Source organism: Sphaerisporangium flaviroseum, from assembly GCF_039537005.1.
Lineage (GTDB): Bacteria > Actinomycetota > Actinomycetes > Streptosporangiales > Streptosporangiaceae > Sphaerisporangium > Sphaerisporangium flaviroseum.
On the sequence record NZ_BAAAZR010000002.1, the window covers coordinates 974,804 to 989,331 of the forward strand.

Consider the following 14,528-nt stretch of genomic DNA (forward strand, 5'->3'; position numbering starts at 1 on the left):
GAAAGCCGGGCAGAATATCGAGTCATGGGTGAGGTGGTGCGCATGATGCCTTTTTCCTATAACCTCGGCAAGCCAACGAGAACAGCGGAATCCGAGGGAAACGTGGCGTTGTCGTGGGAGGACCTGCCGATAGGCCGCGTGGTGCGACTTCCAGGAGTGAACGCGGACACCACCGCTTTGTCGATCGAACCGCTCCCTGACGGTGCGCCCGCGATTCTCGGCTACTTTCCAGGCGCGGCGCGTTCTGTGGCAGAAACGGTGGCCGCGGTCCTGGGCGAGCTGGAAAAGGCCGCCGTCGAGTTGTTCCCGGCCTGGGTGCCGGGTGCGGAAGGCATCGACGGACCGGGCGGCGGCGGGGTCAACGCCGTACGGGCCCTCGCCCTGCGGATGGCGTCGGCCGGCCATCACTTCGGGCCCTACCTCGCGTATCTGGCCGAGTCGTCGTTGACGGGCGTGGTGCGGCCGTTTTCCCGGTTCTCGCCTGAGGTGCGCGCCATCGGCCTCGCCCGAGTGCTGGCGGAGGGCTTCGGCCGCCCTCGGGCGCGATCCTCGTCCAGGGTACGCGCAGGATCGCCAACGCGACGTCCGGCTCCAGCTCGACGGGTACGCCGTGCTGCGCTTCACGAATGACCAGGTTCTAACAGACACAGAAGCCGTCGTCGGCCAGCTAGGGAGATTCCTCCGCGGCCGCCGCGCCGGAACGTCGGAAGGATTGCAACGTGCCTGACGAGAAGTTGTCACTGCCCGAACTGGCGGCCCTGATCGTGCTGATGCGCGAGGCGAGAGAGATCTCCAATCCGGAGCTCAAGGAGCGCTATGGTCTGACGCTCGTCAACCCGGAGCGGCAGCACCTCAACGACCTGAAACTGGTCGACAGCTGGAAGCAGGGGCGCGCGTTCGCTCACGTGCTGACCGACTCGGGCTGGGCACGGTTGAGCGAGGAGTTCCGCACGGGCATCGCACGGCCCGCGGGCTCGCCGGGTGCCGCCCTGTACGCGCTGCTGGGCGGCCTCCAGACCTTCATGGACCGGACCGGCCACGCTCTGGCCGACATCTTCGCGGAGCAGACGGAGCCCGCGCCGGCGGATGAGCCGGCCACCCCGCCGGACGGGGCCGACATCGAGGCCAGGATCCGTGCCGCGTACGCCACGCTGGCCCGCAGGCCGGGCACGTGGGTCGGGCTCGCGGAGGTCCGGTCGCTTCTTCGTGACGTGCCGAGAGCAGATGTCGACGGCGCCCTCAGGCGGCTGTTCCTCACCAACGGCGTGAACCTCATCCCCGAGTCCAACCAGAAGACGCTCACCCCGCAGGACCGCGACGCGGCGGTGATCATCGGCGATCAGGACAAGCACCTTCTCTGGATCGGAGCATGATGACCGACGAGGAAAGGCGCGCCCTCCAAGCACTGAGGTTCAACTGGGCGGAGGTGCCCGACGATGTGTGGCGTCCTTCGGAGTTCCACGTCGACGGCTTGAACCGGCCCACGGCACAGGTGATCCTGGACGGGCTGGCCGAGGTGAACGACAGCGTCGACGCCAGCCCGATCGGGGTGGTCATCCAGGGCCAGCGCGGGTCGGGCAAGACGCACCTGCTCGGGTGGGTACGGGAGAAGGTCCAGCAAGAAGGCGGATACTTCTTCCTGGTCGGGTTGCTCGACGCCAGAAGTTTCTGGGACAGCGTCCTGGTCTCGATGCTCGACAGCCTCTCTCGGGAGATCGACGGCGACAGCCAGCTCAGGATGTTCCTGCTACGGCTGTCGTCCCAGGTAGGGGTGCAGCGGATGGCCCGGCGCGCGCTGACCGGCAGGGCGCCGCTGTCCAGAGAGGCCCTGGACTCCTTCGTGGACGGGCTGCGCCGTTTCGACGAGCGGGTCGGCCGGCAGGCCCAGGACACCGTGCGGGCGCTGGTCCTGCGGGCGTCGAATGACCTGCAGGCACAGGACGTCGGCCACACGTACCTGTCCTCCGAGCCCGAGGAGGAACCGGGGGAGCGTGCGCGGTGGGGCATGCGGCAGTCGCAGAAGTCGCAGCAGGAGATCGTGAGTGACCTCACCCGCCTGCTCGCGCTCACCGGCCCGTCGGTCATCGCCGTGGATCAGATCGACACGCTTATCGCGCAGATGTCCATGTCGAGCAAGGGGGACACCAAGCTCGACTGGCGCGAGGCGCTGGTGATCGAGCAGGTCGCCGGTGGCCTGATGTCCCTGCGGGAATACACTCGCCGCACGCTGACCGTCCTCTCCTGCATCCCGCCGACATGGGTGCTCATCGAGCAGCGGGCGACCGACACCGTTCAGGACAGGTTCCGGCAGGCGGAGCCGCTCAAGGCGATCCAGAGCGCCCAGGTGGGGCGCGATCTGATCGAGAAGCGGCTCACGGCCAGGTACCGCGAGATCGGATTCCGTCCGCCTTATCCGACATGGCCCGTGAAGCCGTCCGCCTTCGAGAGCGCCCCCGGCTTCACTCCGCGAGGGCTCCTGATGAAGATCGACAGCCATGTCCGGGCCTGCCTGATCGGTGGCGAGGTGAAGGAGTTGGAGCATCTCGCCGATCCGATCGTGATGCCCACTCCTGTCGCCCCGATCGCGGACCCCGGGCCCCCCGACCACGATCTGACGTACCTCGACACCCGGTTCGCGGAGCTGAGGGAGAAGGCGCAGGTCGACGCGGCCCTCGACGCGCGGACCGAGGACGCCGTGATGCCCGCCCTGCTGTCGGCCGGGCTCGCGGCCTGGATCGCCGAGCAGGGTGAAGCCGGACAGGCCTTCGGCCAGGACGCTCCGCCCAGTTCCAAGCCCTCTCTCCATGCGCGCCTGCGCCGAGCCCTGAGCGAGACGACCGAGGACGAGGCGCACTGGGCTTTTCGTGCGATCGCCGCGGAGAACCCCGTCGCCGCGCTCCATCGCCTGCGCACCGCGTCCGTTGCGGCGGGATTGGATTCCGACGTCCCGAAGCGGCGGCTGTTCGTGCTGCGAAACTCCATGTGGTCGTCCGGACCGCGCACCCGTGAGGCCATCGCGGCTTTCGAGCATGCGGGTGGCAGGACGCTGCCGATCGACGATGGGGACCTCCGGATCCTCGCGGGGCTTCGAACCTTGCTGGCCGAGAATCCGCCGGACCTCCAGGCGTGGCTGGTGGCGCGGCGCCCCACCACCGACGTCAAGCTGTTCGGAGAGGCGTTGCGGGATGTGTGGATCGTTCCCGACGGCCCGGCCCCGCCTGATGAGCGTCCGGGCACAGAGTCCTCGGCCGCCCTCGTCGAGAAGCCCGTCAACGGTGCGGAGCTCGCCGTACGGACCGCTCCCGGCGGGCTGGGCCGTACGGGACCGGTGGCCGCCACCGTGGCGGATGACCCGCAGACCGTCCCCATCGGGCGGACCGTCGCCGGTGACGTGCCCATGGCCGTGGCCCTGGAGGCCCTCCGCAAGCACACCGCGATCTTCGCCGGATCGGGGTCCGGCAAGACCGTGCTGATCCGCCGCCTGGTCGAGGAATGCGCGCTGCGCGGCGTCTCCGCCATCGTTCTCGACCCCAACAACGACCTGGCGCGTCTCGGTGATCCCTGGCCGGAGGAGCCCGCGCTGTGGGCGGCGGGTGACGCGGCGAAGGCGAAGGACTACCTGGCGAACACCGAGGTGGTGATCTGGACTCCGCTGCGCGACGGTGGACGCCCGGTCGGTTTCCAGCCGTTGCCCGACTTCGGCAGCGTGGCCGGCGACGCCGACGAGTTCCAGGGGGCCGTGAACGCCGCTGTCGCCTCCCTCGCCCCGCGGGCCAAGCTCTCGGGGAACACCGCCAAGGCGCACCAGGGCCAGGCCGTGCTACGGGAGGTGCTGACGTACTACGGGCGCCAGGGAGCGACCAGCCTCCGGGGGCTGATCGCGTTGCTCTCCTCGTTGCCGGACGGCGTCAGCGAGCTGAGCAACGCCGAGAAGCTCGCCGCGGACATCGCCCAGAACCTCACCGCCGCGATGGTCATCGACCCGTTGTTCGGCGGAGGGGGCGCTTCCATGGACCCCGGAGTGCTGCTCACCCCCGCCGAGGGGAAGAGGGCACGCGTCTCGGTGGTCAGCTTCGTCGGCCTTCAGTCCGACGAGCAGCGGCAGAGCTTCGTCAACCAGCTGCAGATGGCGCTGTTCGCATGGATCAAGCGGAACCCGGCCGGTGACCGGCCGCTCGGCGGGCTGTTCGTGATGGACGAGGCGCAGACGTTCGCGCCGTCGGGGTCGATGACGGCGTGTACGGAGAGCACGCTGGCGCTCGCGTCCCAGGCGCGCAAGTACGGGCTGGGCCTGGTGTTCGCGACGCAGGCTCCCAAGGGGCTGCACAACCGGATTCCGGGAAACGCCGCGACCCAGTTCTTCGGGCTGCTGAACAGTCCGATCCAGATCGCCGCCGCGAGGGAGATGGCCCAGGCCAAGGGAAGTCAGATCACCGACATCGGCCGTCTGAGCACCGGGCAGTTCTACGCCGCGGTCGAAGGGGCGAGGTTCGAGAAGCTCCAGGCTCCGCTGTGCCTGAGCCACCACCCCAAGAGCCCGCTCACGACAGAAGAGGTCATCCAGAGGGCCAGGGCGTCCCTGGGCAACGCGTCCTCGTGACATCCGCGCGGAAATGGGGGCCTCCCATCTCGGGGAGGCCCCCATTTCCGCGGGTCGGCCACCGGTAACCGGGGCGGCATCGTCCTCCCACCTCTCCCTGGTGGAGATGGGGGGATCCGTGGGGAATGCCGAATCGGTCATTACGTAGACGGATATATCGCTCCTGCGGCACACTGTCGTGGTTGATCATCGACTGAGCGGGATGCGGTTGAATGCCGTGGTGGCACGTCCTCGCTCCTGGAGCACGACGGGGGCGTCCGCATGGGCCCGAGCCTCATGACCGCGACGGATCCAGGGCCGTTCCGGCTCCGCCGGAACACCCGCGACCTTCCGCAGGCGGTCGAGGCGCTGGCCGGCGCGTTGCCGGCGCGCACCCTGAAGACGGTGCTGGCCCAGGCGAACCGCACGGCGACCCGCAAGGGAAGCACGACGGCGTTCGGTTCGATGAGTCCCCGGCCGGCCGACTGGTACTGCTTCGAGTCCGGGGACAACGACACCACCGAGTGGTACCCCCAGGGACTGACCTCCACTTCCGAGTCGGGTGACCAGGACGTCCAGGCGTTCGCCGCCACCTGGTACTGGAAACCGCAGGGCCCGGCGGCCGAGCGTGGCGTCCGCGTGTCCTTCCTCAGCCCCGCGACGAAGAAGTACCGCCACGTCCTACTGGTGGAGCCCAAGGGGACCTCCTACGCGGCCGTCAACATCCACGCGGGCGGGATCGCCTGGTACGGGGACCTGCTCTACGTCGCCGACACCTCGCGGGGGATGCGGGTGTTCGACACCCGGCACATCTACGAGGTCGAGGGCGACGACGACAAGATCGGGCTGAAGTCCGGTAAGTACCACGCCTTCGGCTACCGGTACGTGATGCCGCAGGTCGACGCCTGGAGCGCCACCGGGTCCGCCCGGTTCTCCTTCGCCGCCGTCGACCGCAGCACCAGCCCGCACATGTTCGTCTCGGGAGAGTACGTGGACCCCGCCGACGACCCCGGCCAGGTCGGGCGCGTGGCGCGCTGGCCGCTCGCCCCCGACGGCACGCTCGTCGCCGGCGCGGACGGCCTGGCCTCCGCGGCCGACGCGTTCACGCTCCCGGCGGGCAAGATCCAGGGCGCTCTCTCCTATAAGGGACGTTGGTACCTCAGCCAGGCGGCGTCGTCCACCAAGAACGGCTCACTCCTGGTCGTCTCGGCCGGACAGCCCGCCCAGGTCAAGAAGTTCCCGGTCGGCCCCGAGGACCTCACGTGCTGGAACGAGAAGAACCAGCTCTGGAGCCTCACCGAGTACAAGGGGCGCCGGGTCCTGTTCGCCGTCCCGGTGTGAGACCGCCTTCGCCGGGCTTGACCTACTTGCAGCCCGCTTACAGCCGGTGACGTAAGCGGCTGTCAATGAACATGCAGGTGAGCGCCTCTATCAATGAGTGTGTAAGACCCCCGGGGCCAAGCGATCGGACCGGGAAGACACTCGAACCGAGGAGAAACGATGAAGCGCACCCTGCTTGGCCTCGCCGTCGCCGCCGTCGCCGGCCTGACCGTCACCATCCCGGCCACCTCCGCCTCCGCCGCCACCGGCGACTTCGGCCCCGACACCTGCCGCGAGGGCTACGTCTGGCGCGAGGCCCGCCCCGCCGACCACGTCTGTGTCACCCCGGGCGTCCGCACCCAGACCCGCTCCGACAACGCCGCCGCCGCCGGCCGGTGGACCTCCGGCGCGTTCGGCGCGCACACCTGCGTGACCGGCTACGTCTGGCGCGAGGCCTTCAGCGGCGACGACGTCTGTGTCGTCCCCGGAGTCCGCTCCCAGGCCAAGGCCGACAACGCCCAGGCCGCGAACCGTAAGGTCTCCGCCCGCCTGTGGATCAACAGGTACACCGTCGGGCCGACCGACAACGGTGACGGCACCTCGACCACGACCTCGGTGGACGACATCGCCCGCATCAAGCTCAGCGGCGACCACTACAACTTCGGCCAGGTCAAGCTCTACCTGCGCTACAACACCGGCCGCCTGTTCTGGAGCGGCACCGTCAACGCCACCGCGCACAGCGGCTTCGCGGGCGGCAGCTTCGGCAAGAAGACCGGCGTCTTCGACTGCTCGGCCGCCGGCAAGCCCAGCAACGGCTACGCCCAGGCCTACGACGTCCTCTCCGGCCGCTGGTCGGCACGCGTCCCGGTCCGGATCGGCTGCGCCGTCCTTTGACCCACCTGGCGACGGCACGCGGGGCACGCCGCCATGCGCTGACCCTCACCCGACCCTGAGCGCGAACCCTGACTCGTCCCTGAACTCGATCTCGGCATATGTCGCCGGCCGGTCCGGCGGCCTAGCGTGAAGCCATGGGACGCATTCTTCTGCTCGTCGTAGCCGTCATCGTCGGTTTCTTCCTCCTCGGCACCGTGCTGAGCCTGGTCGCCGGCATCGTCAAGTGGGCGCTGATCATCGGGGTGGTCATCCTCGCGGTGGCGGCGCTCTCCAAGATCTTCGGTTCTCGAGAGGCCCGGTGACGCGGGGCGGACGGTGCCCTCGCGTGGCCGTCCGCTTCCGCCCATCGATGCCGTCTACCGGCGCCTGCGAGCCGAGGCGCTGGTAGGCGCCACGGCTGGTGGGTATGGGTCGGGTGACCTGCCGCCTCAGACGTAACAGGAGGAACCATGCGGTTTCTCGCACGTCCCCATCACCTTCCCGCGCGAATCGCCACCGGGGCGTACATCCTGAACTCCGGACTCACGAAGCTGGACGCGGACGAGCAGACGGCGGCGGGGGTGCACGGCATGGCCGCCGGCAGCTACCCCTTTCTCAAACGCCTGGACCCCGAGCGGTTCACGAAACTCCTGGCGATGGCCGAGATCTCCCTCGGGACGGCGCTGATCCTCCCGGTGGTCCCTACGGCCCTCGCCGGCGCGGCGCTCACGGCCTTCGGCGCCGGCCTGCTCGGCCTCTACCTCCGCACGCCCGGTCTGCGACGGCCGGGCGACATCCGCCCGACGCCCGAGGGCGTGGGCGTGGCCAAGGACGTATGGCTGGTCGGCATCGGCCTCAGCATGCTCATCGACGAATGCGCCGGCGGCTCTCCCGCCGGCACGCGCAGGTCATCTGTGGCCCGCCGCCGGCGGCGCTGAGGCGGCCACGGGCGGCGGCGTTGCGGCTGCTACGGGCCTCCGGACGGCCACGGGCGGCCGCGCCTCACGACGGCTTGCGGGGCCGGGGGCGGGACTCGGAGACGAACTGGTCGAGGGCGTCGCGGGTGGCTCGCAGGGCCTCGTTGGAGACCTCGGAGGTGCGCTGGGCGACGCCGACGAAGACGTAGTCGACCAGCAGGAGCTGGCTGATGCGGCTGGCCAGCGCGCCGGGACGGAAGGCCGACTCCCGGCCCGCCGAGATCAGCACGTGGCTGGACACCTCGGCGAGCGCCGACCGGGGATTGTTGGTGATCGCCACGGTCGTCGCGCCGGCCTGGTGCGCGCGGCGCATCGGCTCCAGCACGTCGGGGGTCTCACCCGTGCAGCTCACCCCGACCGCGACGTCGCCGGGCCGCAGTAACACGGCGCTGGTCAGCGCCAGGTGCGCGTCGGTGAACGCGTGGGCGGACAGGCCGATGCGCAGGAGCTTCTGGGACATGTCGGCCGCCACCAGCCCCGAGGCCGCGACGCCGTAGACGTCGATGCGCCGGGCCGCGGTGATGGCGTCGACCACCTCGCCGAGCCGCTCGGGGGAGAGCTGCGCCGCGGTGTCCTCCAGTGCGTCGGCCTCGGCACGGGTGACCTTGGCGATCACGTCGGAGAGCGGGTCGTCGGGGGCGAGATCACCGGGGACGAGCCTGTCGGGCACCTGGCGGGTGGCCGCGGCCGCGGCGAGGGCCAGCCGGAGCTGGGCGTACCCGGAGAAGCCGAGCACCCGTGCGGTGCGCACGATGGTCGCCTCGCTGGTCGACGATGCGGCGCTCAGCTCGGTGATCGTGCTCCGGGCGACGGTCGCGGGGTCGTCGAGGATGAGCCGGGCGATGATCTGCGCGGAGGGGGTCAGAGAGGGAAGGACGGCCCGCACCCGGGCGACCAGGTTCTCAGGGGTCGAGCGTTGCGGGTCGATCATTGGGTTCCTTTTCTGTTACCGACAGATTACTCAATCCTGGTACTACGGAGCCCGGCGGGGAGTTTCGACTTGTAGTCAGCCGCGCGATGCCCCCGCTGTCAGGGCACGCCTGTGTCCCGGTTCCCGCAGGGATGAGGTGTGTGTTCAGGCTCGGGTGAGCCATTCGGCGGCGGCCAGCGCGGAGACCAGGGAGTTGCCGCTGGTGGTCAGGTAGGCGGCGCCCACCGGACGGCTCGGCAGGCCCATCTCGATCACGATCGCGTCCGGGCGGCGGCGGAGGATCTCCGCCAGGTTGTCCCCCATCCAGCCGTGCCGGTGCGCGTCGTGGGTGACCACCACCAGGGGCGACTGGCTTTGGTCACGCAGCTCAGGGAGGCCGTGCCGGTCCGGCGTCAGGGTCGTCACGGTGGTGCCCGGCAGCCGTCCGGCCAGGGCCTCGCCGGGCCCGTACGGCACGGCGCCACCGATCGCCTGATGGGGACGCGCGGTCATCTCGATCACCTGGGGCGGCCGGGTGAGGACCGGGCGTTCGAGGGCGTCCTCGCCCAGGGTCACGCGAAGCGCCCTGCGGGCCGTGTCCAGGCCGAGCCGGGAGACACCGTGCTCCGGGTCCACCTCGACCACCACCGGCCCACGCCGGCCGGACTCGTGTCCCTGCCCCAGGCCGTGCTCGCCGTCTCCGTCCTGGCGGTTGGACTCGTGCCAGGACACCAGCGCGCGCACCCGGCCCGCCGCCTCGGCCAGGCGCGCCTCGTCGAGGACGCCGTCGCGCACCGCCTGGGCGATCGCCGCGCGCAACTCGGCGACGTTCTCCCCGCCGGGGGAGGTGATCCCCACACAGATCGCGTCGGCGCCCGCGGCCAGCGCGCTTACGGCGATCTCCGTCTGGGGGAGGTGGGCGGCGACGGCCTTCATCTCGATCGCGTCCGTCACCGCCAGGCCGCCGAACCCCAGTTCCTCGCGGAGCAGCTCCGTGAGCACGCGGCGGCTGAGGGTCGCGGGCCGCTCGGGGTCCAGGGACGGCACCATCAGGTGGCCGCACATGATCGCCTGGACCCCCGCCGCGATGGCGGCGCGGAACGGCGGCAGGTCACGGTGCTCCAGCAGCTCACGTGACGCGTGGACGGTGGCCAACGCGAGATGGGAGTCGGTGACGGTGTCCCCGTGCCCGGGGAAGTGCTTGGCGCAGGCGGCGACACCGGTGCTCTGCAGGCCGGCCACCCAGGCCGCGGTGTGCCGGGCCACGAGCCCGGCGTCGGCGCCGAAGGACCGTATGCCGATCACCGGATTGTCCGGATCGGCGTTGACGTCCACGTCCGGGGCGTAGTCGAGGGTCACCCCCGCCGCGCCGAGAAGCCGGCCGATCTCCATGCCGGTCCGCTCGGTCCGGTCGGTCTCGTCGACCACGCCCAGGGCGGCGTTGCCCGGCCACGAGCTGCCGGTGGCGGCCTCAAGGCGGGTGACCGAGCCGCCCTCCTCGTCCACGGCGATGATGACCTGCGGGTTCTCCTGGCGGAGCCGCCATACGAGCCCGGGGGAGTCGGGCGAGATGTTGCGGGCGAACAGCACCACTCCCCCGAGGCCGCCGGCGAGCTGCCGCAGCAGCCAGTCCGGAGGCGTGGTGCCGTCGAACCCCACCTGGAGCACGGTGGCGGCGAGGCGGTCGAGATCAGCGCTGTGCGGCATGCGGGCTTCCGGTTCGTCGGTGCGGCTGGTCGCTGCCGGCCCTCTTCAATCCTTCCCGTATGGGGGCCGATCGATCTCGCCGGCGACGGTGCTCGTGCCTGCGGGTTTGCGTCAATGTGGCGTTACCTGTCATTTCACATATCTTCTATGAAGCTTTCCTTCATCCACTCTTCGTTAGGTCACGACCTGATGACGATTTCCTTCAGGGTCATTGATCCCACGGAAACCTTCTGCCATCTTCACGCCGGAGGCCCCCGTCGGCGCCCAGGCCATGGCCGGCGCCGGGGCCTCGTCGCCGGAGCGGCCAGAGGTCTCTCACCACGCCGTCCGGAGGCCGCATGCGCCCGCGCCCGGTGAGCCGCAGGGACGTACTGAAAGGCCTGGCGGCGGCCACACTCGTCCCGCTCGCACTCGGGCAGCGCCCGGCCTACCGCGCCGACGCCGCCGGGCCTCACGATCACGCCGGTGACGCTCTCCACGCCGGCTCCGGCGCGACGGCCGCCCTGGCCTCGCCGCGCCAGATGCGCGGCATGTGGATCGCGTCCGTCGCGAACGCCAACTGGCCCTCGCTCACCGGTCTGCCCGTCGCCGAGCAGAAGAGAGAGTTCGTCTCCTGGCTCGACCTGGCCAACGAGCGCCGGTTCAACGCGGTCTTCGTCCAGATCCGCCCGACGGCCGACGCCTTCTGGCCCTCGCCGTACGAGCCGTGGTCGCAGTACCTCACGGGCGTCCAGGGGCGGGACCCGGGATACGACCCGCTCGCCTTCATGATCGAGGCCGCTCACGAGCGCGGGCTGGCCTTCCACGCGTGGTTCAACCCCTACCGCGTCTCCATGCAGGCCGATCCGGCCCTGCTCGCGCCGGAGCACCCGGTGCGCCGCCACCCTCACTGGGGGGTCGCCTACGGCGGCTCGCTGTACTACAACCCGGGGTTGCCCGAGGTCCGTGCCTTCGTCCAGGACGCGATCATGGACGCGGTCACTCGCTACGACATCGACGGCGTGCACTTCGACGACTACTTCTACCCCTATCCCCTCGACGGGCAGGAGTTCGGTGACGCGGACGCCTACGCCCGCCACGGGGCCGGGTTCCCCGACCGGGCCGCGTGGCGCAGGAACAACGTCGACCTGCTGATCAAGGAGATCGGGCAGCGCGTCCGCACGGAGAAGCCCGAGGTCCAGTGGGGGATCAGCCCGTTCGGCATCTGGCGCAACTCGACCACCGACCCGCTGGGCTCGGCGACGACGGGCTCGGAGTCCTACGACCAGCAGTACGCCGACACCCGGGGATGGGTGAAGAAGGGCTGGCTCGACTACGTCGTCCCGCAGCTCTACTGGAACATCGGCCTGCCGGCCGCCGACTACGCGGTCCTCACCCCCTGGTGGGCCGAGGCCGTGGCCGGCACCGGCACCCAGCTCTGGATCGGGCAGGCCGCCTACAACGTGGGCGTCGCCGGACAGCCCCCGGCCTGGCAGGACCCGGCGGAGCTCTCACGGCACCTGACCCTCAACCGCGAGCACCCGCAGATCGGCGGTGACGTCTACTTCAGCTCGACCGACGTGCGCGCCGACCGGCTGGGATTCTTCACCCGGCTCGAGAACGACCACTACACGCGACCGGCGCTCGGTCCGGTGCTCCCGCGGCTGGCCGAGGGCGACCCGCCCCGGCGGCCCGTCATCACCCACGCGCGCCATACGGGGAAGGGCGTCGAACTCGGCTTCCGCGCGACCGGTCACGGCGAGCCGCGGCTGTACGCGGTCTACCGCTTCGGCGGACAGGACGCGGCGGAGGCCGAGGGGCTGGTGGCGGTGGTGCCGGGCGGACATCGGGGCGAGTTCCTCGACACCGGTGGCAAGCGTGGCGCGTGCTATCGGGTGACCGCCCTCGACCGGGCCAACCGGCAGAGCGAGCCCAGCCCTTCACACCAGGTGCGATAGCCCGGCACGAAGCCGGATCCTCGGGTCACATGGATGTGACGGGCTGGACGAGGTGGTTTCGTCAGCCGGTGGTGATGAGGCGGTGGTGGGCCGCCTCGATTTCCGCGCCGGGCATCCCGCGCCGGTCTCCGGCAGGCGGAGCGGTGGTGTTCCAGGCGCGGGCGGCGGTACGGAGGGCCAGCGCGGCGGCTCCGGCCGCGCCGTCACGGGACAGGACGACCAGGCGGCCGGGCAGCGACTCCCTGACCCGTTCGGCGACCAGGGTCGGCCGGGTCAGCAACGAGCCCGCGAGGACCACGGGCAGGCCGGGATCGCCGGGGCCCACCGTCTCGAGAGTGCGGACGAGCAGACGGGCGGCGTCGTCGAGGATGGTGAGGGCGACCCTGTCGCCCTCACGGGCGGCCGCCTCCACGACCGGGCTGAGCGTCCCCAGCCGCGCCGGCTCCCCGCCGTACACCGCCGCGACGATGGCCTGCGCCAGCGCTTCGCCGCTCACGATGGGCTGCGCCGGCGCCTCGCCGCTCACGATGGGCCGCGCCGGCGCCTCGCCACTCCCAGACGCGTTCTCGGCCGCGTCGGCCGGTGCCTTACCGGTCGCAGGCGCGTTCTCGGCCGCGTCGGGCATGAGCGCGGGCAGGACGCGGTCGACGAGCACCGTGGGGCGGCCTCGGCCGTCGAGGGCGGTCAGGGCCGCCTGGACGGCCCGCCGCCCGATCCACACGCCCGACCCCTCGTCCCCGAGCAGCCATCCGTACCCGTCGCAACGGCGGGTGATCTCGCGATCCTCGATGCGCGCGGCCACGGCGCCCGTACCCGCGATGATCACACTGCCGGTCGGGCCGGAGGTCGCGCCGGCGAAGGCCACCAGGATGTCCGGGACCACGACCGGGAGCCCCGGGAGGCCGGCGGCCCGCCACGCGTCCGTGGCCAGCGCGCATGCCTGCCTTCGGCCCGCCTCGCTGGCGCCGGCGAGCCCGAACACCCCGCCGAGCACGTCCTCCGTACGGAACCGGGGGCCGATGCGCGACAGTGCCTCGGTCAGGGCGCGCGCGAGGTTTCCTCCGGCGTCGCGGGCGGAGCGCGGATTGGCCCCTCCGGCCTGGCCTCGGGCGAGGATCTCACCGTCCAGGGTGGCGACCAGGCAGCGCGTGCTGGTGCCGCCCCCGTCGACGCCGACGACCAGGCGACGCGTGCTCAAGGTGCCCTCGTCCACGCCCGCGGCCACATGGCGCGTACCGGTGCCGTCTGCGGCCAAATGGCCGGTGCCGGTGCTGGTGCCGCCTGTGGCCGCATGGCCGGTGCCGGTGTCGCCGGTGGCTGGGGGGCCGGTGTTTCCCATACCCCTCCTATGGCGCTGATCTCCTCAGGATTATAGGCAGACGAAGAATTACGCCATCTCGCGCCTGCTGGAAGAACGCCGGAGGAGTCCGGCGGCGGCCCGGAGCGGCCGACCCCCGGGGCCTGGGGGAGGAGGAAAGAATCTCGAGGGCGTGATCACGCGTGGTGGCGACCGTCGGTCATCGAGGTGTGGCAGTCTGCGTAGCTCGGGAAGTGTCGACGGGGGAGCGTCAATGGGTGGCCGGCGTGCGACGGGTGCCGAGGAAGGGGCCGCGGGGGTTTCCGGCGTCTCTGAACGGCTCGCCCGGTTGGTCACCGAGATCTTCGCACCGCAGGTGCTGGTCATCGGGCTGCCGCCGGTGGTCGGCCTGGTCTCCGACGGCTGGGCCGGTGCCCGGTGGGGTCTGGTGGCCTCGGCGCTGTGCGGCGGGATCCCGGCCCTGGTGATCGCCATAGGCGTCCGCGCCGGGCGGCTCGACTCGCGGCACCTCGTCGACCGGTCGCGCAGGACCGTCCCGCTGCTGGTGGCCGTCGTGGCCGTGTTCGCGGCGCTGATGCTGCTGGCCGGTCTCGGCGCTCCGCGGCTCCTGGTCGCCACGGTCGCCGCGATGCTGGCGGGGCTGGCGGTGACCGTCCCCGTGACGCTGAAGTGGAAGATCTCCTTCCACGCCGCCGTGTCGGCGGGCACCGTGCTGGTGCTCGCGCACGTCCTTCCCGCGACGCCGACGATCGTGGGCGGGGCCGTGGTCGTCGCGGTCGTGTGCTGGGCGCGCGTACGGCTCGCGCATCACACCGTCGCCCAGGTCGCCGCCGGTGCCCTGGCCGGAGGAGGCACGGCCCTGCTCACCCTGGCCCTGTCCGGTCTGTAAGCCCTTACGGCCCCGCCT

The 14,528-nt window shown here is 71.1% G+C and carries 13 protein-coding genes; 10 read left to right on the forward strand and 3 right to left on the reverse strand.

Going from position 1 to position 14,528, the window contains the following annotated elements; all coding sequences use genetic code 11:
• Positions 1–24: 24 nt before the first annotated feature.
• The 8 genes from ABD810_RS10480 to ABD810_RS10510 all read left to right on the forward strand — a co-directional run bounded on the left by ABD810_RS10480 (position 25) and on the right by ABD810_RS10510 (position 7,710).
• Positions 25–630 (forward strand): hypothetical protein, encoded by a 606-nt coding sequence (locus ABD810_RS10480; protein WP_344937329.1) that lies wholly within the window; start codon positions 25–27, stop codon positions 628–630.
• The gene (locus tag ABD810_RS40995) at positions 611–727 is read left to right on the forward strand and encodes a PDDEXK family nuclease (RefSeq protein WP_425566873.1); all 117 of its coding nucleotides are present in this window, start codon (positions 611–613) and stop codon (positions 725–727) included. The genes ABD810_RS10480 and ABD810_RS40995 overlap by 20 nt, the downstream gene beginning before the upstream one ends.
• The gene (locus ABD810_RS10485) at positions 720–1,373 is read left to right on the forward strand and encodes a hypothetical protein (protein ID WP_344937331.1); all 654 of its coding nucleotides are present in this window, start codon (positions 720–722) and stop codon (positions 1,371–1,373) included. Before ABD810_RS40995 ends, ABD810_RS10485 begins: the two co-directional genes overlap by 8 nt.
• Positions 1,370–4,600, forward strand: coding sequence for a helicase HerA domain-containing protein (locus tag ABD810_RS10490; protein ID WP_344937333.1), 3,231 nt, complete (start codon positions 1,370–1,372; stop codon positions 4,598–4,600). Before ABD810_RS10485 ends, ABD810_RS10490 begins: the two co-directional genes overlap by 4 nt.
• Before the next feature lie 261 nt (positions 4,601–4,861).
• Positions 4,862–5,920: a hypothetical protein gene (locus ABD810_RS10495; RefSeq protein WP_344937335.1), complete on the forward strand. Its 1,059-nt coding sequence runs from the start codon at positions 4,862–4,864 to the stop codon at positions 5,918–5,920.
• Between the two features lie 159 nt (positions 5,921–6,079).
• Positions 6,080–6,793 (forward strand): hypothetical protein, encoded by a 714-nt coding sequence (locus tag ABD810_RS10500; RefSeq protein WP_344937337.1) that lies wholly within the window; start codon positions 6,080–6,082, stop codon positions 6,791–6,793.
• A gap of 134 nt (positions 6,794–6,927) precedes the next feature.
• A complete protein-coding gene (locus ABD810_RS10505; RefSeq protein WP_344937339.1) occupies positions 6,928–7,095 on the forward strand; it encodes a hypothetical protein in 168 nt (55 codons plus the stop codon).
• A gap of 147 nt (positions 7,096–7,242) precedes the next feature.
• Entirely contained in the window at positions 7,243–7,710 is a 468-nt protein-coding gene (locus tag ABD810_RS10510; protein WP_344937341.1) for a hypothetical protein, read from the forward strand.
• A 64-nt stretch (positions 7,711–7,774) separates the two neighbouring features.
• Here the strand turns inward: ABD810_RS10510 and ABD810_RS10515 are convergent, their stop codons facing one another.
• Positions 7,775–8,680: a MurR/RpiR family transcriptional regulator gene (locus ABD810_RS10515; protein ID WP_344937342.1), complete on the reverse strand. Its 906-nt coding sequence runs from the start codon at positions 8,678–8,680 to the stop codon at positions 7,775–7,777.
• Between the two features lie 144 nt (positions 8,681–8,824).
• The gene (locus ABD810_RS10520; protein WP_344937344.1) at positions 8,825–10,366 is read right to left on the reverse strand and encodes a glycoside hydrolase family 3 protein; all 1,542 of its coding nucleotides are present in this window, start codon (positions 10,364–10,366) and stop codon (positions 8,825–8,827) included.
• Between the two features lie 338 nt (positions 10,367–10,704).
• Here ABD810_RS10520 and ABD810_RS10525 point away from each other — a divergent pair, with 338 nt between their 5' ends.
• Entirely contained in the window at positions 10,705–12,303 is a 1,599-nt protein-coding gene (locus ABD810_RS10525) for a glycoside hydrolase family 10-like protein (protein WP_344937346.1), read from the forward strand.
• 61 nt (positions 12,304–12,364) lie between these two features.
• On the opposite strand, the gene ABD810_RS10530 is transcribed toward ABD810_RS10525, so the two are convergent.
• Positions 12,365–13,642 carry an N-acetylglucosamine kinase gene (locus ABD810_RS10530; RefSeq protein WP_344937348.1) on the reverse strand — a complete coding sequence of 426 codons (1,278 nt, stop codon included), beginning with the start codon at positions 13,640–13,642 and terminating at the stop codon, positions 12,365–12,367.
• 232 nt (positions 13,643–13,874) lie between these two features.
• Here ABD810_RS10530 and ABD810_RS10535 point away from each other — a divergent pair, with 232 nt between their 5' ends.
• Positions 13,875–14,510, forward strand: a complete 636-nt coding sequence (locus ABD810_RS10535) for a hypothetical protein (protein ID WP_344937350.1) — start codon at positions 13,875–13,877, stop codon at positions 14,508–14,510.
• Positions 14,511–14,528: the final 18 nt, after the last annotated feature.

Coding starts and splice junctions, on each gene's coding strand:
- ABD810_RS10480 (WP_344937329.1), top strand. CDS start 25: ATGGGTGAGGTGGTGCGCATGATGCCTTTTTCCTATAACCTCGGCAAG.
- ABD810_RS10490 (WP_344937333.1), top strand. CDS start 1,370: ATGATGACCGACGAGGAAAGGCGCGCCCTCCAAGCACTGAGGTTCAAC.
- ABD810_RS10495 (WP_344937335.1), top strand. CDS start 4,862: ATGGGCCCGAGCCTCATGACCGCGACGGATCCAGGGCCGTTCCGGCTC.
- ABD810_RS10500 (WP_344937337.1), top strand. CDS start 6,080: ATGAAGCGCACCCTGCTTGGCCTCGCCGTCGCCGCCGTCGCCGGCCTG.
- ABD810_RS10505 (WP_344937339.1), top strand. CDS start 6,928: ATGGGACGCATTCTTCTGCTCGTCGTAGCCGTCATCGTCGGTTTCTTC.
- ABD810_RS10510 (WP_344937341.1), top strand. CDS start 7,243: ATGCGGTTTCTCGCACGTCCCCATCACCTTCCCGCGCGAATCGCCACC.
- ABD810_RS10515 (WP_344937342.1), bottom strand. CDS start 8,680: ATGATCGACCCGCAACGCTCGACCCCTGAGAACCTGGTCGCCCGGGTG.
- ABD810_RS10520 (WP_344937344.1), bottom strand. CDS start 10,366: ATGCCGCACAGCGCTGATCTCGACCGCCTCGCCGCCACCGTGCTCCAG.
- ABD810_RS10525 (WP_344937346.1), top strand. CDS start 10,705: ATGCGCCCGCGCCCGGTGAGCCGCAGGGACGTACTGAAAGGCCTGGCG.
- ABD810_RS10530 (WP_344937348.1), bottom strand. CDS start 13,642: ATGGGAAACACCGGCCCCCCAGCCACCGGCGACACCGGCACCGGCCAT.
- ABD810_RS10535 (WP_344937350.1), top strand. CDS start 13,875: ATGGGTGGCCGGCGTGCGACGGGTGCCGAGGAAGGGGCCGCGGGGGTT.